Source organism: Streptomyces sp. NPDC086777, from assembly GCF_040702065.1.
GTDB lineage: Bacteria > Actinomycetota > Actinomycetes > Streptomycetales > Streptomycetaceae > Streptomyces.
Window position 1 is genome coordinate 333,420 of the sequence record NZ_JBFBJI010000001.1, and the last position, 20,627, is coordinate 354,046.

13 protein-coding genes, 3 tRNA genes and 3 pseudogenes are annotated in these 20,627 nt (G+C 71.5%); 7 read left to right on the forward strand and 12 right to left on the reverse strand.

Annotation, left to right across the window (positions count from 1 at the left end; genetic code table 11):
* Window positions 1-138: 138 nt before the first annotated feature.
* From AB0472_RS01525 to AB0472_RS01545, 5 genes and pseudogenes are all read right to left on the reverse strand, one after another.
* Window positions 139-825 (reverse strand): annotated as a pseudogene (locus AB0472_RS01525) (PP2C family protein-serine/threonine phosphatase); the annotation flags it as partial.
* Between the two features lie 418 nt (window positions 826-1,243).
* A pseudogene (locus tag AB0472_RS01530) lies at window positions 1,244-1,520 on the reverse strand (hypothetical protein); the annotation flags it as partial.
* Window positions 1,521-1,985: 465 nt separating this feature from the next.
* Window positions 1,986-2,062: transfer RNA gene (locus AB0472_RS01535), tRNA-Ile, on the reverse strand.
* Between the two features lie 178 nt (window positions 2,063-2,240).
* Window positions 2,241-2,313, reverse strand: a tRNA-Asn gene (locus tag AB0472_RS01540).
* 5 nt (window positions 2,314-2,318) lie between these two features.
* Window positions 2,319-2,391, reverse strand: a tRNA-Asn gene (locus tag AB0472_RS01545).
* A gap of 134 nt (window positions 2,392-2,525) precedes the next feature.
* On the opposite strand from AB0472_RS01545, the gene AB0472_RS01550 reads away from it, so the two are divergent.
* The 4 genes from AB0472_RS01550 (at window position 2,526) to AB0472_RS01565 (ending at window position 8,272) form a co-directional block, all read left to right on the forward strand.
* Complete coding sequence (locus tag AB0472_RS01550; protein ID WP_366352370.1) at window positions 2,526-2,831, forward strand: YtxH domain-containing protein; 306 nt, start codon at window positions 2,526-2,528, stop codon at window positions 2,829-2,831.
* 160 nt (window positions 2,832-2,991) lie between these two features.
* Entirely contained in the window at window positions 2,992-4,446 is a 1,455-nt protein-coding gene (locus AB0472_RS01555) for an FGGY family carbohydrate kinase (protein ID WP_366352372.1), read from the forward strand.
* 164 nt (window positions 4,447-4,610) lie between these two features.
* Window positions 4,611-6,344 (forward strand): ABC transporter ATP-binding protein, encoded by a 1,734-nt coding sequence (locus AB0472_RS01560; protein WP_366352373.1) that lies wholly within the window; start codon window positions 4,611-4,613, stop codon window positions 6,342-6,344.
* Complete coding sequence (locus AB0472_RS01565; RefSeq protein ID WP_366352375.1) at window positions 6,344-8,272, forward strand: ABC transporter ATP-binding protein; 1,929 nt, start codon at window positions 6,344-6,346, stop codon at window positions 8,270-8,272. Before AB0472_RS01560 ends, AB0472_RS01565 begins: the two co-directional genes overlap by 1 nt.
* Window positions 8,273-8,488: 216 nt before the next feature.
* Here AB0472_RS01565 and AB0472_RS01570 read toward each other — a convergent pair whose 3' ends face one another.
* The 5 genes from AB0472_RS01570 to AB0472_RS01590 form a co-directional block, all read right to left on the reverse strand.
* Window positions 8,489-9,790 carry an RNA polymerase sigma factor gene (locus AB0472_RS01570; RefSeq protein ID WP_366352377.1) on the reverse strand — a complete coding sequence of 434 codons (1,302 nt, stop codon included), beginning with the start codon at window positions 9,788-9,790 and terminating at the stop codon, window positions 8,489-8,491.
* Window positions 9,791-9,893: 103 nt separating this feature from the next.
* Window positions 9,894-11,807, reverse strand: a complete 1,914-nt coding sequence (gene dnaG / locus AB0472_RS01575; protein ID WP_366352378.1) for a DNA primase — start codon at window positions 11,805-11,807, stop codon at window positions 9,894-9,896.
* A gap of 126 nt (window positions 11,808-11,933) precedes the next feature.
* Complete coding sequence (locus tag AB0472_RS01580) at window positions 11,934-13,196, reverse strand: FAD-dependent oxidoreductase (protein WP_366352379.1); 1,263 nt, start codon at window positions 13,194-13,196, stop codon at window positions 11,934-11,936.
* Window positions 13,197-13,354: 158 nt separating this feature from the next.
* A complete protein-coding gene (locus tag AB0472_RS01585; protein WP_366352381.1) occupies window positions 13,355-14,629 on the reverse strand; it encodes a deoxyguanosinetriphosphate triphosphohydrolase in 1,275 nt (424 codons plus the stop codon).
* A gap of 125 nt (window positions 14,630-14,754) precedes the next feature.
* Complete coding sequence (locus AB0472_RS01590) at window positions 14,755-15,486, reverse strand: sirohydrochlorin chelatase (RefSeq protein WP_366352383.1); 732 nt, start codon at window positions 15,484-15,486, stop codon at window positions 14,755-14,757.
* Window positions 15,487-15,650: 164 nt separating this feature from the next.
* Between AB0472_RS01590 and AB0472_RS01595 the strand changes: the two genes are divergently transcribed.
* Window positions 15,651-16,331: an ElyC/SanA/YdcF family protein gene (locus AB0472_RS01595; protein WP_366352385.1), complete on the forward strand. Its 681-nt coding sequence runs from the start codon at window positions 15,651-15,653 to the stop codon at window positions 16,329-16,331.
* A gap of 206 nt (window positions 16,332-16,537) precedes the next feature.
* On the opposite strand, the pseudogene AB0472_RS01600 reads toward AB0472_RS01595, so the two are convergent.
* Together AB0472_RS01600 and AB0472_RS01605 are read right to left on the reverse strand one after the other, a co-directional pair.
* A pseudogene (locus AB0472_RS01600) lies at window positions 16,538-17,101 on the reverse strand (AMP-binding protein); the annotation flags it as partial.
* Between the two features lie 345 nt (window positions 17,102-17,446).
* Window positions 17,447-17,881: a gamma-glutamylcyclotransferase family protein gene (locus tag AB0472_RS01605; RefSeq protein WP_366352386.1), complete on the reverse strand. Its 435-nt coding sequence runs from the start codon at window positions 17,879-17,881 to the stop codon at window positions 17,447-17,449.
* Between the two features lie 138 nt (window positions 17,882-18,019).
* Between AB0472_RS01605 and AB0472_RS01610 the strand changes: the two genes are divergently transcribed.
* Both AB0472_RS01610 and AB0472_RS01615 read left to right on the forward strand, forming a co-directional pair.
* Entirely contained in the window at window positions 18,020-19,663 is a 1,644-nt protein-coding gene (locus AB0472_RS01610) for a M4 family metallopeptidase (protein ID WP_366352388.1), read from the forward strand.
* Between the two features lie 267 nt (window positions 19,664-19,930).
* The gene (locus AB0472_RS01615; protein WP_366352390.1) at window positions 19,931-20,605 is read left to right on the forward strand and encodes a YceI family protein; all 675 of its coding nucleotides are present in this window, start codon (window positions 19,931-19,933) and stop codon (window positions 20,603-20,605) included.
* Window positions 20,606-20,627 lie beyond the last annotated feature (22 nt).

Genomic DNA, 20,627 nt, shown 5'->3' on the forward strand with positions numbered 1-20,627 from the left:
TCTCCGAAGTCGGCGGGGGTCGCCGGCGGCGCGCGCCGGCCGCCTCGCTGCGAGCTGCTCGGCCAGGGCGTTCGGCCGTCCGCCCGGGTTCACGGAAGGACCGCCGATGGCCGACACCCCGTCAAGTTCGAAGCCCCCTCATTCCAGGGTGGCAAGGTGGTCGGCCGCGCCCCCGCGCCACTCGATCAGGAAGAGGGTCGCGTCGTCGCTGGTGATCCCGCCTCGCTCCCGGATCAGGGTGCGGGAGAGGGAGCGCATCACCGCCCGAACCCCTTCCTCGGCGTGCTCGATGCGGTTGAGCCAGGTGATGAGTTGCTCCTCGCCGAACTGCTCGCCGCGGACATCGTGCTCCTCGATCAGACCGTCGGCGAAGCACAGCACCCGGTCGCCGGCCTGGAGCGTCTGCTCGCTGAGCGGGGGCTCGTCGCCACCGAAGCCGACCGGCAAGGTGGTGGTGCCGTGCAGTTGCCGGACGACCCGGTGGGTGCGAATCAGCAGCGGCGCGGGGTGACCGGCGTTGACCCATTGCAGCCGGCCTGTCGCAATGTTCAGGCGCATCGTCCGCGCGGTGACGAAGTGCTCGGGCCCGAACTGCCCGGCGATGGCCCGGTCCATGAACGCGTAGATCCCGGACAGCCCGACGTCGGTGCGCCGGGCGTGCCGGTAGGCGCCGATGGCAACGGTCGCCATGGTGGCGGCTTCCAGGCCGTGGCCCATCGCATCGACCGTGGCGACGTGCAGGATGTCGTCGTCGAGGGCGTAGTCGAAGCTGTCGCCCGCGACCTCGTGGGCGGGTTCGAGGACGCCGGCGACCGCGACCTGCGGGGTCCGATCACGTGATAGGTACACACGGACTCCTCATACGACCCGCCAGTCCGCACAGCCTCCCGCACAGCCTGACGCGGCCAACCGACCCGACGAGCCGACTACGCCAACGGTGGCATGTCACACCCGGTCAAGAGAGGCCTCTCTCCATTCCGGTGTCCGAAGAGCGGCTCCCGATCTCGCTGCCCGAGTGGCCCCGAAACACCGACACCCTGCCCACAACAAGCACGGTCACCGCCGTGACTCCCTCCACTGTCGACCCGCGTGCCGCCAGTCCGCCTGCCGGGCCCGCAAGCGGATACGCGAAGGCGTCACGCGCCCGGCCGCTGTTGCGGATCCCGGTACCGGCACCGTGGCTGTGGCCCGGGACAACGCGCCGTTGATCACGTCCACGGCCACGATGACGGGTTGACGTACGTCATCCGTCCTCCGCGCCGTCCTCGTCGTCGAGTCCAGCCGCGTCGGGGTCGCGCGAGGGCCGCAGGCTGCCGCCGGCCCGGAGGCTGGCGGTGAAGCTGTAGCAGCCCAGGACGTTCACATTCATGTGCTTGAGCGGGGCCGCAGAACGACGACGTTCAAAACGACACCCAACGAGCCCGACTGATCTTCCGTCCCGTCCCCATATGCCTGGTGCGTGGTGCCCTTCCTGCCGTGGCGATGTCGCGGGCGAGCTTGTGCCGGGACCCCCGGACGGTGAAGGGAGTCGCGCGGGGTGCCGGGCACCACCTGGCGGGTGAGCGCCTCGTAGTTCGGGTTGATGACCGGCGTCATACCGATGTCGCACCCAGCCGGACAAACCCGTTTCCCCCCTCGCCGACCGGCCACGTCGGCAACGGCACGATCCAGGCGAGCCCGGTCACCACCACACCGCGCCTACCCTGCTACACCCCTGGGCAGAGTGGATGACTCGGCGCCGGAGCGACCCCTTCCGGTTTACCCGCGTCCAGCCGGCGTCCGGAATCCACCGCCCAACCGCCCACAGGAGCCGTGCACCGCACGTCCAACCGCTGAGAACTGGAACATCCTTGCAGGTCAGGAGCGTTCGCACTACCGATGTCGGCAACGCGGTGGAAGTCACGCGCAGCGGATTCAGTCCGCTCAGGCGAAGTTGACGATCCGACAGGGCAAAATGAACGTTTTCACAGGCCAGGGACCTGCACTGGTGGGGCGGGTGGGACTCGAACCCACGGCCGACGGATTATGAGTCCGCTGCTCTAACCGGCTGAGCTACCGCCCCATAGCGGCGTGTCGCGTACAAGTGTGCGCGCCGTCTGCCGCAGCATAGCCGCTCATACGATCTCCTGCCTCGGCTGGTCGGCTTCTGCGGACAGTCACGACCTTCAGGACATCGGTGCAGGCCCGGCGGTTCCCGCGGGCATGAAAAAGGACCCCGGAAGGGGTCCTCGTTCAGCATGCTCCCCCGACTGGACTCGAACCAGTAACCTGCCGGTTAACAGCCGGCTGCTCTGCCAATTGAGCTACGGAGGACCGAGCTCCCCCGACTGGACTCGAACCAGTAACCTGCCGGTTAACAGCCGGCTGCTCTGCCAATTGAGCTACGGAGGAATGCCTCGTTGCATCGAACGTAGCTCCCTGGGTATTCGCCAGGGGGCGCCCGCTCGCTGCGACACATACATTAGCGCAAGCAGGGGGGTGCTCCGCCAATCGGTACTCCCCCACGTCGGAAGGGTGGCACCGCCATGCGCTACAAGCTCACGTTCGCCGTCGGGCTCGCTCTCGGTTACGTGCTCGGCACGCGGGCCGGACGAGAGCGCTACGAACAGCTGAAGAAGTCCGCCCGCCAGGTCGCCCAGAACCCGGCCGTCCGCAACACCGCGGAGACCGCCGCCCAGCAGGGCCGCGTCTACGCCGGCAAGGCCATCCACTCGGTGAGCGAGAAGGTCGGCGACCGCATGCCCGACTCGGTCGCGTCCCGCGTCCGCTCCCTCCGCGAACGCAACACGAACGGCGCAGCCGGCGACGACTGGGGCACCAGCAACACCTGACGACCCTTTCGGGCGTCGGCCGGGCACCTCCGCCCAAGGGGCGCGGGGAACTGCGCGACCGGCCACGGCGCGCCCGCAGTCGCCCGCCCCCACCAGGCACCCACCCCCAGAAGGTGCCCGTCGGCCGAACCACAGCGGTGCGTGCGGCAGAATTTCGGTCATGGGGATAGTCGCCGGGTTGGACAGCTCACCCGATTTCACTCGCATCGTGGTCTGCGACACGGACACGGGTGCGGTGCTCCGCCAGGGGTACGCACCGCACCCGGTCGACACGCCGGACGGCGCGGCGCGCCCCAGTGACGTCGACCCGCAGGCCTGGCTGCTCTCCCTCGGCGAGGCCGCCGGCGGCGGGCTCCTGGAGGGCGTGCAGGCCATCGGCGTGTCCGCGCAGCAGAACGCGCTGATCCCGCTGGACGCCCAGGGCAACACCGTCCGCCCCGCGATGGTCGGCGGCGACAAGCGCGCCCAGGTGGCGGCCGCCGATCTCATCGACGCACTGGGCGGCCGGGAGGCCTGGACGCAGGCGGTGGGGTGCGTGCCGCAGGCCGCGCAGCCCGTCACCAAGCTGCGCTGGCTGGCGAAGACCGAGCCGGAGAACGCCCGGCGGACCGCCGTACTGCTGCAGGCCCACGACTGGCTGGTGTGGCAGCTGCTCGGGCGGCCGGTGCGGCGGACCACCGATCGCGGCGGGGCCTCCGGGACCGGGTACTGGTCGGCGGCCACCGGCGGCTACCGGCCCGACCTCGTCGAACTCGCCCTGGGGCACCAGGCGATGCTGCCCGAGGTGATCGGCCCGTCCGACGCGGCCGGTACCACCCCGGAGGGGCTGCTGATCTCCGCCGGGACCGGCGAGACCATGGCCGCCGCCTTCGGGCTGGGGCTCGGGTTCGGGGACGCCGTGGTGTCGCTCGGCGCCTCGGGTTCGGTGATGGCCGTGCACACCGAGGCGCTCACCGACACCTCCGGGATGATCACCTCGCTCGCCGACGCCACCGGCATGCACCTGCCGGTCGTCACCACCCTCAACGCCGTACGGGCCCTGCGCGGCACCGCCGAGCTGCTCGGGCTCCCCGATCTGGAGGCCCTGTCCGACCTGGCGATGAAGTCCACGCCCGGCTCGCACGGGCTGGTCATGCTGCCGTACCTGGAGGGCGAGCGGACGCCGAACCTGCCGCACACCGCGGGGACGCTGGCCGGGCTGCGCCGGGAGTCGATGAAGGCCGAGCACCTCGCGCGGGCCGCCTTCGAGGGCATGCTGTGCGGGCTCGCCGACGCGCTGGACGTGCTGCGCGGCCGGGGTGTCGAGGTGCGGCGGATCTTCCTGCTGGGGCAGGCCGCGGAACTGCCCGCCGTGCAGGCGGCGGCGCCGATGCTGTTCGGCGCGCAGGTCGTCGTACCGCAGCCGGCGGACTACGCGGCGATCGGGGCCGCGCGGCAGGCGGCCTGGGCGCTCGGGGTCTCGCAGGGGACGCTGGACCCGCGCACGCCGCCGGTGTGGCAGGGCGCGGCGGCGCAGGTCCTGGAGCCCGGGGACGAGCTGGCGGTCGGGCAGGCGGTGCGGCAGCAGTTCGTCTCGGTGCGGGAGCAGACCCATCCGGGGGCGTTCCGGGCGTAAACCCCGCGAAGCGTACGGCCGCGCACGTCCCCGTGCGTCAGCTGTCGGGTTAATCGGTTGAGGTAACGCGGGTGGAGTGTCGGACGATAGGGGCCTAGGGCAAACACCCCGCCCTTCGGGCAGGCGACCCCGCCCACCCCACCGCCGACTCCGAGAGACGTAGCGTGCTCATACGACTTCTGCGGACCTATCTCAGGCCCTACAGGAAACCCATCTCCATCCTGGTGCTGCTGCAGTTCCTGCAGACCTGCGCCACTCTCTACCTGCCCACGCTCAACGCGCACATCATCGACAACGGCGTCGTGAAGGGGGACACGGACTACATCCTGTCCTTCGGCGCCCTGATGATCGGCATCTCGCTCGCTCAGGTGGTGTGCAACGTCGGTGCCGTCTACTACGGCGCCAGGACCGCGTCCGCCCTCGGCCGGGACGTGCGTGCCGCCGTCTTCGACCGGGTGCAGTCCTTCTCCGCACGTGAGGTGGGTCACTTCGGGGCACCCTCGCTCATCACCCGTACGACCAACGACGTACAGCAGGTCCAGATGCTGGTCCTGATGGCGTTCACCCTGATGGCGTCGGCGCCCATCATGTGTGTCGGTGGCATCGTGCTCGCCCTCGGCCTGGACGTTCCGCTGTCCGGGGTGCTGGTCGCCGTCGTACCCGTGCTCGGTGTCTCGGTGACCCTGATCGTGCGCCGGCTGCGCCCGCTCTTCCGGGCCATGCAGGTGCGGCTCGACACCGTGAACCGGGTGCTGCGCGAGCAGATCACCGGCAACCGGGTGATCCGCGCGTTCGTCCGCGACGAGTACGAGCAGGGCCGGTTCGGGAAGGCCAACAGGGACCTGACCGAGATGCAGCTGGCCACCGGCAACATGCTCGCCCTGATGTTCCCGATCGTCATGACGACGGTGAACGTGTCGTCGATCGCGGTGGTGTGGTTCGGCGCCCACCGGATCGACAGCGGCCAGATGGCGATCGGTGACCTGACCGCCTTCCTCGCCTACCTCATGCAGATCGTGATGTCCGTGATGATGGCCACCTTCATGTTCATGATGGTGCCGCGCGCGGAGGTCTGCGCCGAGCGCATCGAGGAGGTCCTGGACACCGAGTCCAGCGTCGTCCCGCCGCTCGCGCCCGTCACCGAGCTGCGCCGGCACGGCCATCTGGAGATCCGGGCCGCCGGGTTCCGCTACCCGGGTGCCGAGGAGCCGGTGCTCAAGGCCGTCGACCTGGTCGCCCGGCCCGGCGAGGTGACCGCCGTGATCGGCTCCACCGGCAGCGGCAAGTCCACCCTGCTCGGGCTGGTCGCGCGCCTCTTCGACGCCACCGACGGCCAGGTCCTCGTGGACGGCGAGGACGTCTCCGGCCTCGACCCGAAGCTGCTCGCCCAGACGGTCGGCATGGTCCCGCAGAAGCCGTACCTGTTCGCCGGCACCGTGGCGACCAACCTGCGTTACGGCAACCCGCACGCCACCGACGAGGAGTTGTGGCACGCGCTGGAGGTGGCGCAGGCCAAGGGCTTCGTGGCGAAGCTGGAGGGCGGGCTGAACGCGCCCATCGCCCAGGGCGGCACCAACGTCTCCGGCGGCCAGCGCCAGCGCCTCGCCATCGCCCGGACGCTCGTGCAGCGCCCGGAGATCTACCTCTTCGACGACTCCTTCTCCGCCCTCGACTACGCGACCGACGCCGCGCTGCGCGCCGCGCTCGCCCAGGAGACGGCCGAGGCTACCGTCGTCATCGTCGCCCAGCGGGTGGCGACCATCAGGGACGCCGACCGCATCGTCGTCCTCGACGAGGGACGCGTCGTCGGCACCGGCCGCCACCACGAACTCATGGCCGGCAACGAGACCTACCGGGAGATCGTGCTCTCCCAGCTGACGGAAGCGGAGGCCGCCTGATGGCCGGGCCCATGGGACGCATGATGGCCGGGGGCGGCCCCGACTCGCGCTCGCTGGACTTCAAGAACTCGGGCAAACGGCTCCTCGCCCGGTTCAAACCCGAACGGCTCACGATCTACCTGCTGCTGTTCTGCGTGGTCGCGAGCGTCACCCTCAACGTGATCGGCCCCAAGATCCTCGGCCGGGCCACCGACCTGGTCTTCGCCGGCGTCATCGGCAAGCAGATGCCTGCCGGGACCACCAAGGAGCAGGTCCTGGCGGGCATGCACGAACGCGGCCAGGACACGGTCGCCGACATGCTCAGGAGCACCGACTTCACACCCGGCAAGGGCATCGACTTCGACCAGGTCGGCAACGTCCTGCTCTTCGCGCTCTGCACCTACGTCGTCGCCGGCCTGCTGATGGCGGTGGCGACCCGGCTCGTCAACCGGTCCGTCAACCGCACGATGTACCGGCTGCGCGAGGACGTCCAGGCGAAGCTGTCCCGCCTGCCGCTCTCCTACTTCGACAAGCGGCAGCGCGGCGAGGTGCTCTCCCGCGCCACCAACGACATCGACAACATCGGCCAGACCCTCCAGCAGTCGATGGGCCAGCTCATCAACTCGCTGCTCACCATCATCGGCGTGCTCGCGGTGATGTTCTGGGTCTCCTGGATCCTGGCGCTGGTCGCCCTGGTCACCGTGCCGCTGTCCTTCCTGGTCGCCACCCGCATCGGCAAGCGCTCGCAGCCGCACTTCGTGCAGCAGTGGCGCTCCACCGGCAAGCTGAACGCCCACGTCGAGGAGATGTACACCGGGCACACCCTGGTGAAGGTGTTCGGCCGGCAGGAGGAGTCGGCGCAGCAGTTCGCCGAGCAGAACGACGCGCTGTACGAGGCCGGGTTCAAGGCGCAGTTCAACAGCGGTGTGATGCAGCCGCTGATGATGTTCGTGTCGAACCTGAACTACGTGCTGGTGGCGGTCGTCGGCGGTCTGCGGGTCGCGTCCGGCGCGCTGTCCATCGGTGACGTCCAGGCCTTCATCCAGTACTCCCGGCAGTTCTCGATGCCGCTGACCCAGGTCGCCTCCATGGCCAACCTGGTGCAGTCCGGTGTGGCCTCCGCCGAGCGGATCTTCGAACTCCTCGACGCGGAGGAGCAGGAGGCCGACCCGGTCCCCGGCGAGCGCCCCGCCGAACTGCGCGGCCGGGTCGCCCTGGAGCACGTCTCCTTCCGGTACGACCCGGAGAAGCCGCTCATCGAGGACCTCTCCCTCACGGTGGAACCGGGCCACACGGTCGCCATCGTCGGCCCGACCGGCGCCGGCAAGACGACGCTCGTGAACCTGCTGATGCGGTTCTACGACGTCTCCGGCGGCCGGATCACCCTCGATGGCGTCGACATCAGCCACATGTCCCGGGACGACCTCCGCTCCGGAATCGGCATGGTGCTCCAGGACACCTGGCTGTTCGGCGGCTCCATCGCGGACAACATCGCGTACGGTGCCTCGCGCGAGGTCACCCGCGGCGAGATCGAGGAGGCGGCGCGGGCGGCCCACGCGGACCGGTTCGTCCGTACGCTCCCCGACGGCTACGACACGGTCATCGACGACGAGGGCACGGGCGTCAGCGCCGGTGAGAAGCAGCTCATCACCATCGCGCGCGCGTTCCTGTCCGACCCGACGATCCTCGTCCTCGACGAGGCGACGTCGTCGGTCGACACCCGTACGGAAGTCCTCATCCAGAAGGCGATGGCCAAACTGGCGGACGGCCGGACGTCGTTCGTCATCGCCCACCGGCTCTCCACGATCCGGGACGCGGACACCATCCTCGTGATGGAGAACGGCTCGATCGTGGAACAGGGCGCGCACGCCGAGCTGCTGGCGGCGGACGGGGCGTACGCCCGGCTGTACAAGGCGCAGTTCGCGCAGGCGGTGGCCGAGGTGGACTGACGCGGGTGCGGCACGGGTGGGGACGCTCACCGGCGCTTGCCGGGTGCCTCCCCCAGCCTTCGGCGGGGGTACCCCCAGCGCCCACCCGTGCCGCCCTGCGGCACGCCTGCCCGCAGCTGGGTAGCTGTGAAGCGCCCCGTAAGGGGCGCTGTGGGTCCCCCCGGCCGAAGGCTGGGGGGAACTGCGCGAGCGACCCCCACGCGCCCGCCCCCGGCGTCAGTCCAGGTAGCCCCGAAGCTGATCCGCGAAGGCGTGGTCCCGCAGCTTGTTGAGCGTCTTCGACTCGATCTGCCGGATCCGCTCCCGCGTCACACCGAAGATCCGTCCGATCTCCTCCAGCGTCCGCGGCCGCCCGTCGGCCAGGCCGTACCGCAGCTGGACCACCTTCCGCTCCCGCTCCCCGAGCGTCGACAGCACCGCCTCCAGGTGCTCCCGCAGCAGCAGGAACGCCGCCGACTCGACCGGGCTCGCCGCGTCGCCGTCCTCGATGAGGTCGCCGAGGGCGACGTCGTCCTCCTCGCCGACGGGAGCGTGCAGGGACACCGGCTCCTGCGCCAGCCGCAGCACCTCTCCGACCCGCTCCGGCGCCAGATCCAGGTGCGCGGCGACCTCGTCGGCCGTCGGCTCGTAGCCCCGCTCCTGGAGCATCCGGCGCTGGACACGCACGACCCGGTTGATCAGCTCGACCACGTGCACGGGGACGCGGATGGTGCGGGCCTGGTCGGCCAGGGCCCGGGACATGGCCTGGCGGATCCACCAGGTCGCGTACGTCGAGAACTTGTAGCCGCGGGCGTAGTCGAACTTCTCGACGGCACGGATCAGGCCGAGGTTGCCCTCCTGCACCAGGTCGAGCATGGTCAGGCCGCGCCCGACGTACCGTTTCGCGACCGACACCACCAGCCGCAGGTTCGCCTCGATGAGACGGCGCTTGGCCATGCGGCCCATGACGACCAGCCGGTCCAGGTCCAGCGCCAGCTCGCTGTCCAGGTCGGGGGTGCTGCCGAGCTTCTCCTCGGCGAACAGGCCGGCCTCCACGCGGCGGGCGAGTTCGACCTCCTCGGCGGCGGTGAGCAGCGGGATGCGGCCGATCTCCCGCAGGTACTGGCGGAACAGGTCCGAGGAGGGGCTGCCGGTGTCGGCGCGGGCCGCGGCCCGCGGCTCGGCGGGCTCGGGTTCGGGCTCCGCGTCGGGGGCGTCGGCCGCGAGTTCCTCCGGTGGCGGGCCGTCCGGCTCGGTCTCGGGGTGCAGCGCGGCCCGGCTCTGCGGGGGCACGCCGGCACGGCCGCCGGTATCGGCTTCCGGCTCGTCCGTGAGCGTGCTGCTGCTGTCCGTCTGGGTCAGGGTCTGGGTCTGCACGGGGGCGACCTCCAGGATGATCGCTGCCAGGGGGTACGGCAGCGGTACTTCGGGGGCGGAGACGACGGCCTCGCCGCTGTCCGTCCCGTACGCGATGAGTGGAACGGCGGGGGTGTGGGACCCGTCCGGGACGGGCCGGCCGCGCTCCGAGGACTCAGGCACCGCCCCCAGTGTGGGGTAAGACACATCGCCGCCACGAGGGGCGTGCGGTGACTTTTTGCGTCCGGTCCGTGACCGCGCGGTTATCCTGCCGGCCGGCCGGGGCTCAGAGGGCGGCCGGACCCTGCTCGCGCAGCGCCTGCCCGTACTGCTGGAGCACCCACAACTCGTTCTGCACGGCGGCGAGTTGGGCAGGGTCACCGCCGTTGCCGAGGCGGGTGAGGGTGATCTGGATCTCGTGGATGCGGCGGTCGACGGCGCGGCGGCGGACGGTCACGAGTTGCTCGCCCGCGTAGTTCTCGTCGACCGTGCGGCGCATGATCGCCTCGACGGCGAGCTCGGTGACCATCGCCCGGACCGCGTCGTCGGCGGCGGCCTCGCGGACGCGCACCAGGTACTCCTGCGGATCCTGCGTGCCGTACTCGGCGCCGCCCGCCTCCATGATGGTCCGGCGCACGGCCGCGTAGGGCTCGGCGGTGAACTCGTCGATGCCGTACGCGTCGAAGGCCGGGGAGACCAGCTCGGGGCGCTGCAGGGCGAGTTTCAGCAGCTCGCGCTCGGTGGCGAAGACGGCGTTGCGGAGGTTCAGGGCGGGGCCGGAGACGGCGGGGCGGACGCCGGCCGTGTCGTACGACTGCTGCTGGGATCCGCGGGCCGGACCGGCCCCCCTGCCGCTCCCGCCCTTGTCGCGGGCCCAGCGGGCCAGCTGGGCCACCCGCTTGACCACGAACTGGGTGTCGAGGATGCCGAGCATCCCGGCGAGCTGGACGGCGACCTCGTGCTGGGCGCCGCTGTTCTTGATCCGGGCGACGACCGGCGCCGCCTCGTCGAGGGCGGCCGCGCGGCCCGCCGGGGTGTCCAGGTCGTAGCGGGCGACGATCTGGCGGAGGGCGAACTCGAAGAGCGGGGTGCGCGGTTCGGTCAGGTCGACGACCGCGTCGTCGCCCTTGGCCAGGCGCAGCTCGCAGGGGTCCATGCCGTCGGGGGCGATGGCGATGTACGTCTCGGCGGCGAACTTCTGGTCGTCCTCGAAGGCGCGCAGGGCCGCCTTCTGGCCGGCCGCGTCGCCGTCGAAGGTGAAGATCACGCGGGCCGAGCCGTTGTCCATCAGCAGCCGGCGCAGGATCTTGATGTGGTCGCCGCCGAAGGCCGTACCGCAGGTGGCGATCGCGGTCGTCACTCCGGCCAGGTGGCAGGCCATGACGTCGGTGTAGCCCTCGACCACGACCGCGCGGCTGGCCTTCGCGATGCTCTGTTTGGCGAGGTCGATGCCGTACAGGACCTGGGACTTCCGGTAGATCGCGGTGTCGGGCGTGTTGAGGTACTTGGGACCGTTGTCCGCCTCGTAGAGCTTGCGGGCGCCGAAGCCGACGACCTCGCCGCCGATGTCCCGGATGGGCCACATCAGGCGGCCGCGGAACCGGTCGATGGGGCCGCGCCGCCCTTCCTGCGACAGGCCGGACGACAGCAGCTCCTTGTCGGTGAAGCCCTGGCCGCGCAGGTAGCGGGTGAGGTGGTCCCAGCCCTGCGGGCTGTAGCCGACGCCGAAGTGCACGGCGGCGGCCTGGTCGAAGCCGCGCTCGGCGAGGAAGACCCGGCCGGTCTCGGCCTCGGGGCCGGTCGCGAGCTGCTCCGCGTACCAGGCCGCGGCGATCTTGTGCGCCTCGACCAGGCGGATGCGCTCACCGCGCTGGTGGGACGGGTTGTACCCGCCCTCCTCGTAACGCAGGGTGATGCCGGCGCGGGCGGCCAGCCGCTCGACCGCCTCCGAGAAGGAGAGGTGGTCGACCTTCATCACGAAGGTGAGGGTGTCGCCGCCCTCCTGGCAGCCGAAGCAGTGGAAGAGCCCCTTGCTCGGGCTGACCTGGAAGGACGGCGACTTCTCGTCGTGGAACGGGCACAGGCCCTTCAGGTTCCCGCCGCCCGCGTTGCGCAGCTGGAGGTACTCGGACACGACGGCGTCGATCGGGACCGCGTCCCGTACCGCCTTCACATCCTCGTCATTGATCCGTCCAGCCACGGGTGAATTCTACGGGGACGAACCGACAGTCCCGGGGCGCGTGCAGCGCCCCGTCAGGGGCGCGAGGAACTGCGCGAGCAACCGCACACCACCCGCACCCGTGAGACGACAGAACCCCGCAACCCCTTAGGCGAGCGATTCCAACGGCACATGCGGATCCGCCAGGGCGTCGGTGTCCACCACCGCCCGCGAGGTGATCAGCCTCTGGATCGGCTCTGTGACATCCCACACGTTCACGTTCATCCCGGCCAGCACCCGTCCCTCCTTCACCCAGAACGCGATGAACTCCCGCTTCCCCGCGTCCCCCCGGATCACCACCTGGTCGTACGACCCGGGCGGCGCCCACCCGCTGTACTCCATGCCCAGGTCGTACTGGTCGGTGAAGAAGTAGGGCACCCGGTCGTAGGTGAGGTCCTGCCCCAGCATCGAGCGGGCCGCGGCCGGGCCGCCGTTCAGCGCGTTGGCCCAGTGCTCCACCCGCAGCCTCGTGCCGAACAGGGCGTGCGGGAAGGCGGCCACGTCGCCGGCCGCGTAGATGTCCGGGTCGGACGTCCGCAGCCGTTCGTCGACGACGATCCCGCCGCCCTGCGTCCGGTCGGCCAGTTCGAGGCCGGCCGCCTCGGCAAGGCCGACCCGCGGCGCCGCGCCGATCGCCGCGAGGACGTCGTGCGCCGGGTGCTCCTCGCCGTCGTCGGTGCGCGCGGCCAGCACCATGCCGTCCTGGCCGACGATCTCGGTGAGCCGTACCCCGAAGCGGAACCGGACGCCGTGCTCCTGGTGCAGCCGGGCGAAGACGTTGCCCAGTTCGGGTCCGAGGACGCTGTGCAGCGGGGTCTGCCCGTGCTCGATGACGGTGACCTCGGCCCCGTAGGTCCGGGCCGCCGCCGCGACCTCCAGGCCGATCCAGCCGGCGCCGGCGATGACGAGGTGGCCGTTGTCGCGGCCGAGCGCGGCGAGGACGCCCTTGAGGCGTTCGGCGTGCGCGAGGCGGCGCAGGTGGTGGACGCCGGCCAGGTCGGTGCCGGGGATGTCGAGGCGGCGCGGCTCCGCCCCGGTGGCGATCAGCAGCTTGTCGTAGCGGACCAGCGTGCCGTCGTCGCCGAACCGGACGGTCTTGGCGGCGCGGTCGATGCGGTCCACGGTCTGGCCGAGGTGCAGTTCGATGTCGTGCCGCGCGTACCAGGCGGGCTCGTGCACGAAGACGCTGTCGCGTTCGGCCTTGCCGAGCAGGTAGCCCTTGGAGAGCGGGGGCCGCTCGTACGGGTGGTCGCGCTCGTCGCAGATCAGTATCACCCGGCCGGTGAAGCCCTCGGCTCGGAGCGTCTCGGCCGCCTTCGCACCGGCGAGTCCGCCTCCGACGATGACGAATGTCTGGTCCGCGTCGACCACTTGATGCCTCCTCGTGAGGGTGCCGCCACATATGCCGCCCACATGCGCCGCACTGTGAGCCTCCCGCACGCGGCGTGCTGCGGGAAGGGGGTGTGACCCCCGCTGACGCGATCTTGCCCCGAACAGGCCAGAGGGAGTCGCGGAGCGTCACAAACTGTTCACATACGTCCCGTCAGCCGCGCGTGCAACGACCGCGCGGAGGCGTCGGTGAGCGACGCGATCTGATCGACGATCACACGCTTGCGGGCGTGGTCGTCACCGGCCGCGTCGAACAGCGCCCGGAACTGCGGGTCGAGTCCGTCGGGTGCGCGCGCGGTGAGCGCCTCGGCGAGTTCGGCGACGACGATCCGCTGGTCGGCGCGGAGCCGCTCCTGCTCGGCGCGCTGCATGACGTACCGGTGGGCGATGGCCTTGAGCACCGCGCACTCCATCCGGGCCTCGCGCGGTACGACGAGTTCCGCGCCGTACCGGGTGAGCCGGCCGCCGCCGTACGCCTCGCGGGTGGCGCCCTCCGCGGCCAGGCAGAACCGGCCGATGAGCTGGCTGGTGGCGTCCTTGAGGCGGGCCTGGGCGACCGCGCTGCCGTCGTAGCCGTGCGGCCACCACTCCTCGTCCTGGAGCCGGTCCAGGGCGGCGGCGAGTTCGGCGGGGTCGGTACCGGCGGGCACGTACAGGCCGACGGCGACCGCGAACACCTCCCGCCGTTCCGGTTCCGCGTGCAGGCAGTTGGGGTCGATGTGCCCGGCGTGCAGGCCGTCCTCGACGTCGTGCACGGAGTAGGCGACGTCGTCCGACCAGTCCATGACCTGGGCCTCGAAGCAGGTGCGGGTGCCGGGGGCCTCCTTGCGGACCCAGTCGAAGACCGGCCGGTCGTCCTCGTACACACCGAACTTGGGGGACGCCGGAGCGGTGGGGTGCGCGCCGCGCGGCCACGGGTACTTGGTGGCCGCGTCCAGGGCGGCGCGGGTGAGGTTGAGGCCGACGGAGCCCTCGGGGGTGAACCGCTTGGGCTCGATACGGGTGAGCAGCCGCAGGGACTGGGCGTTGCCCTCGAAGCCGCCGCAGTCGTCCGCGAACTCGTTCAGCGCCTGCTCGCCGTTGTGGCCGAAGGGCGGGTGGCCGAGGTCGTGGGAGAGGCAGGCGGCCTCCACGAGGTCGGGGTCGCAGCCGAGGGCCGCGCCCAGTTCCCGGCCGACCTGGGCGCATTCGAGGGAGTGGGTGAGGCGGGTGCGGGGGCTGGCGTCCCACGCCTGGGCGGAGGTGCCGGGGGTGACGACCTGGGTCTTGCCGGCCAGGCGGCGGAGGGCAGCCGAGTGCAGGATGCGGGCGCGGTCACGCTGGAAGGCGGTGCGGCCGGGGCGTTTGTCGGGTTCGGGGGCCCAGCGGTCGGCTGACGCCGGGTCGTAGGCCGAAGAGGGTGCGGGGACTGCCATGGTTCGACAGTACGGGTTGGTGGTGACAAAACGGGGGTTGTGGGGTGCCTACTCGTCTGCCGGGTCGGGGTGCGTTTGCGGGCGCCACCGCGTTGCGGTCGGTCGCGCAGCGATCCACCCAAGCTCTAGGCCGCCGCCGTCCCCGGCATTCCCAGGGCCCGCTCGTACCGGTGGAGGATCAGCTCGGCCATCGCGTCGTGGGCTCCCAGGGGGGCCGAGGCGATCCACGGGGCGTGGGCGGCGCACTCCGTCGCGAAGCGGCCGGGGGCCGTGAAGTAGGAGGCGAGGGCGATGTGGTGACGGCCCCGGGCCCGAAGGGCGGTGATCGCGTCCGGGACGGCCGGGGTGGCCGCGGAGGCGTAGGCCGCGAGGACCGGGACGCGCAGGCGGGCGGCGAGGAGGCCGGCCATGCGGTCGGTGTCGGCCCTGGCGTCGGGGTCGCGGGAACCCGCCGCCGCCAGCACGACGGCACTCGCGGGCCTCGGTCGCCAGCCCGCTTCCCGCAGGCGGGCGTGCAGGGTGTCGGCGAGGAGGGGGTGCGGGCCCAGCGGGGCGGCGACGCGGGTCCGGGCACCGGCGGCGGCCGCCGCCGGGATGTCCCGCTTGACGTGGTAGCCGCGGCCGAGGAGGAGCGGGACCAGGACGGCCTCGGTGTTCCCGAGGGCGGCGAGGGTGCCGGGGAGCAGCGGCTCGTTCAGTTCGATGTGACCGAGGCGCACGGGCAGGCCGGGGCGGCGGGCGCGCACCCGGTCCATGAGCGCCCGCACGGTGCTGAGCGCGCGCGGGTCGCGGCTGCCGTGGGCCACCAGGACCAGGGCGGGCGGGCCGGGGCGCGAGGAGAGGTCGGTCACCGTCATGCGAGGATCCTCGCCGGGCGAGGTTGCACGGCCGTTGCCTGGCCGTCACGCGTCTTTTCCGGCCCTTCACGGCAGGCGCCCGCGCGCTGTGAGCGAACCGGAACCCGTTGCGCTGCGTCCTCCATGGTCGAGGCGAACGGGGAGCACGAGGGGGGAACGAACACATGAGGATCCGCCGCCCGCGGCTGCCGCGGACCCGTGCCGGACGGCGACGCCTGGTGCAGGGCGTGATGGCCGGGTGCGTGCTGGCGCTGCTGCCGGCCACCTGGCTGTACGTCTCGACGGCCGGCCGGCTGCGCACGGTGGCGGACGTGCCGCGCGCCGACGTCGCGGTCGTCTTCGGCGCGGGCCTGTGGGACGGCGAGCCGTCGCCGTACCTCGCCAACCGCCTGAACGCGGCGGCGACGCTGTACAAGGAGGGCCGCATCAAGGTCGTCCTCGTCACCGGCGACAACAGCCGCAAGGACTACGACGAGCCGGACGCCATGCGCACCTACCTGACCGCGCACGGCGTGCCCGGCGAGCGCATCGTCAGCGACTACGCCGGGTTCGACACCTGGGACTCCTGCGTCCGCGCGAAGAAGATCTTCGGCGTGGACCGGGCCGTACTGATCAGCCAGGAGTTCCACATCCGGCGCGCGGTGGCGCTGTGCGAGGCGGCGGGGGTGACGTCGTACGGCGTCGGGGTCGACGCCAAGCACGACGTGACCTGGTACTACGGCGGCACACGCGAGGTCTTCGCGGCGGGCAAGGCAGCCCTCGACGTACTCTTCGAACCGAACCCCCGCTTCCTGGGAAAGAAGGAGCCGGGAGTGGCAGCGGCCCTGACCGCGGCTGCCCGCTGAACCGTCCCGCCGACGCCCCGTGAGGGGCAGCACCCCCGAAGGGGCGCTGGGGGTGCCCCCGGCCGAAGGCTGGGGGAGGAACCGCGCGACCAGCCCCCACGGCGCCGCAGTCGGCCGACGGCGTGTCACGGCCGGGGCTAGCGGGTGACCGGTGCCGTGCCGGCCGGGAGTTGCGCGGCGAGCCGCGGCAAGGGCCGCTCGGCGTGGCCGAGGTGTTCGAGGTCGCCGTCGGGGGTCCAGCGGCCGAGGCCGCGGGTGCGGAACATGGTGCGGCCGGCGCCGAGGAAGGGGTCGGGGGCGTACCGCTCGGCGTTCAGGATGTCGTCGCCGGGGCAGCCGGCCGGGACGCAGTCGCCGCCCGCCCACACCTCGCCGGTCTCGCCGATGGGCAACGGCCTGCGGCCGGCGCCGAGGACGTACACCGTGCTGTTGGGAAGGGGCCGTCCGGCGGCCGGGCTGCGGCGGCCCACGGTGGTGGCGAGGGCGGTCCCGGCCGGTCCGCGGCAGTGGAAGTAGGCGGCCCGGCCCGGCCAGCGGTCGGCGAGCGGGCGCGGGCAGGGTTTCCCGGCGACGGCGACGGCGACCGTGCGCAGGTGCGGGCAGTCGGCGGGGTCGATGCCGGACAGCACGGCGGCGACGGCGTGGGGGTGGGCGATGGCGTGCCGTTCGATGGCCCGGTGGACGAGCGGTTCGTGGACGGGTACGTCGGCGCCGCGGCCGTACCGCCAGAAGAGGTGCTGGTCGCGGGGGGTGAGGTGACGCACAGGCATGGCTCGGAGACCTCCTGGCCGGCTCTCTCGAGTGAGGGGAGGCCGAGTCCGGGAGCGGCGGGGGCCCGGTCAGGGCGGGGGTCGGGCGCCGTGCGGGGCCTGCGCGGGGTGGGGGACGGCGGTGGCAGACGACGACTGTAGCCGGATCCCTTGAAGACTCAACGGGGCGGGACCGGCCAACCGGGGGGTGGGGAACGAGCCACGTGCGGGGGTGTCCCGCGGGTATCGGTTCCCGCGATGGCTGGGATACCGCGGGGAGTTGACGGCCCCCGCCGTGCGGCACGGGTCCCCGCAGTGCGGCACGGGTCCCGGCCGGGGAGGCGCCGGGTCGCCGGCTCCCCCCTGTCAGCCGTGGCCCAGCCAGTCACCGCCGTCGATGCGCCGCCCGCCGGTGCGCAGTCTCCCGGCCACGACGGGCCCGGCGACGTACACCCAGGCCCGGACCGCGGCGCCGTCCCGGAGCCGTACGACGTCCCGCGCGACGCGTACGTACAGGCTCGCCGGGTCCTGGGGCACGCACTCCTCCAACGCGTCCAGTTCCAGCAGGAGTCGGTCGTACGCCTCGGGGCGCGCGGTGACCAGTTCGCCGTGCACCGCCGCCGGCCCGGATTCCTCGACGGCGTAGGGATAGCCGGGCCCGTCGTAGAGCACGGCCCCGTCGAGGCGGCCGGGTTCCTCGGTCTCCGTCCGGCCCCGCAGGTACGCGTCGTGGTTGACCTCGCCGGGTCGGAGCGTGCCGTAGACGAAGAACGGGAGGTGGCGGGGGGTTCGGGTGGTCACAGAAGAAATTCTCCACCCCCTTCACCTCCACACACATCTCCATGGAGGCGCTATGGACATGACATGTCATGGCCTCTTAAATCTCTGTCGTCATCAGCGCCACCCCCACGCCTTCGAGGCGCACCTCCAAGGAGACCGATGAGCCGGACCCGGAACACCCGAGTTTCCCGTCTCGCCACCGCCGGCGTCGCCGCCACCACCGCGACCCTGCTGGCCGCCGCGCTCTCCCCCGCCGCCCACGCCGACGCCAGACCGACCAGGGCCACGGCGATCGCCAACGCGGCGCAGGCACTCGTCCAGCACGCCACCGCCCTCGGCCTCACGTCCGCCGAGGGCACCTCGGTCCGCGACGTGATCGTGGACAGGAACGGCACCCAGCACGTCCGCTACGACCGCACGTACCGTCACCTCCCGGTCCTGGGCGGCGACTTCGTCGTCCACCTGAAGTCGTCCGGCGCGTACCGCAGCGCCGACCGGGCGACCCGGAGCCGGATATCCCTGGCGTCGACCGTCCCCGACGTCTCCGCCCCGAAGGCCGCCGACCTCGCGGTGAACGCGCTGCGGGCGGCGAACCTCGGCGACGCGCTGAAGCAGGTGCAGGCCAAACCGCAGCTGGTCGTCGACGCCCTGCACGGCACGCCGAGGCTGGCCTGGCGCACCAACGCCGTCGGCAAGGACTCGCTCGGCAACCCGGTCGCCCGCACGGTGCTCACGGACGCCCGCACCGGCGCCCAGATCGACGCCTGGGACAGCATCGAGACGGCGACCGGCGACGGCAAGTCCCTGTACAGCGGCACGGTCCCGCTGCAGACGACCCAGTCCGGTTCCTCGTACAACCTCACGGACCCGACGCGCGGCAACACGTACACCGGCGACGCGGCGAACAAGACCGACCTGTGCATCTTCGGCATCTGCATCAGCCGGGCGCCGTCGACGGTGTTCACGGACGCCGACAACCACTGGGGCACGGGCGCGACCTCGGACCGCTCCTCGGCGGCCGTCGACGCCCAGTACGGCACCAACGAGACCTGGGACTACTACAAGAACGTCCACAACCGCAACGGCATCGCGGGCGACGGCAAGGGCTCGTACAACCGCGTCCACTACGGCAACAGCTACAACAACGCCTTCTGGGACGACAGTTGCTTCTGCATGACGTACGGCGACGGTGACGGGACCACCTTCGGCCCGCTGGTGGCACTCGACGTGGCGGGCCACGAGATGACGCACGGGGTCACCTCCAAGACGGCCGCGCTGACGTACTCGGGCGAGTCCGGCGGCCTGAACGAGGCGACCTCCGACATCCTCGGCACGCTGGTGGAGTGGTACGCCAACAACTCCTCCGACCCCGGCGACTACCTGATCGGCGAGAAGATCGTCCGGTCCGGCTTCGGCAAGACGGCACTGCGGTACATGGACCAGCCGTCGAAGGACGGGAGTTCGGCGGACTACTGGAGTTCGTCGGTGGGCAATCTGGACGTCCACTACTCCTCCGGCGTCGCCAACCACTTCGCGTACCTGCTGGCGGAGGGCAGCGGCCCGAAGACCATCAACGGCGTGAGCTACAACTCCCCGACGTACAACGGCTCGACGGTCACCGGCATCGGCCGCGACAAGCTGGGCGCTATCTGGTACCGGGCCCTGACGGTCTACATGACCTCCTCGACGAACTACGCGGGTGCCCGCACGGCGACCCTCAACGCGGCGAAGGACCTGTACGGCAACGGCAGCGCGGAGTACAACGCCGTGGCGGCGGCCTGGAGCGCGGTGAACGTGAACTGAGGCACGGCACACCGACGTGAGTCGGCCGCCCCGCCCCGGCGAACGAGGCGGGGCGGCCGCCCCAACACCCCGGACGAAGTCGCACACATCCCGAACCACGGGGAACGGCGCAATTCAAGGAAACCGGAATTCGGGAATAGCGAAAACCTCCCGAGTGGATCCCGTGGCGGTGCTGTGCAGTTTCGGTGACGGTATACGGAATTGGCGAAATCCTTTGCCCTGAAGACCACTTGCGACAATTCCCCGAGTGGACTAACTAGATAAATCATGAACTTGTTCAGCCGCCCCCACACGTCCCGCCGCACCCCCACGATCCCCTCACGCCCGACGGCGGCGCCGGCCTCCCCCACCTCGGCCCCCGTCCTCCTGGACCCCGCCCTCGCCGCCCTCACCGGCGAGTGGATCATCGACCCGGCGCACAGCAGAATCGGTTTCTCGGTCCGGCACGCGATGGTGACGACGGTCCGCGGGGCCTTCACCGAGTACAAGAGCCGCCTCTACTTCGACGGCCGCGACCCGTCCCGTTCACAGGCGGAGATCATCCTGTCCACGGCGAGCGTCGACACGGGCGTGGAACAGCGCGACGCCCATCTGGTGGGGCGCGACTTCCTCGACTCCGCGGCCTTTCCGCGGATGCGTTTCCAGAGCACGGCGGTGCGCCTGAAGGCGCCGGACGTCTACGTCATGACCGGCGACCTGACCATCAGGGATACGACACGCCCGGTGGACCTGGAGCTCACCTACATCGGCACCGTCACCGACCCCTTCGGCTACCAGCGCGTCGGCTTCGACGGCACCACCACCATCAACCGCATGGACTGGGGGCTGGTCTACAACTCCCGGCTGGCGGAGGGCGGCGCGATGGTGAGCGAGACGGTGCGGCTGCAGTTCGACATCGCGGCGATCCGGACGGCGCCGGAGGGTGCCCGGCGGACGCCGTAACCCCGCGGACACGGCCGGGCCG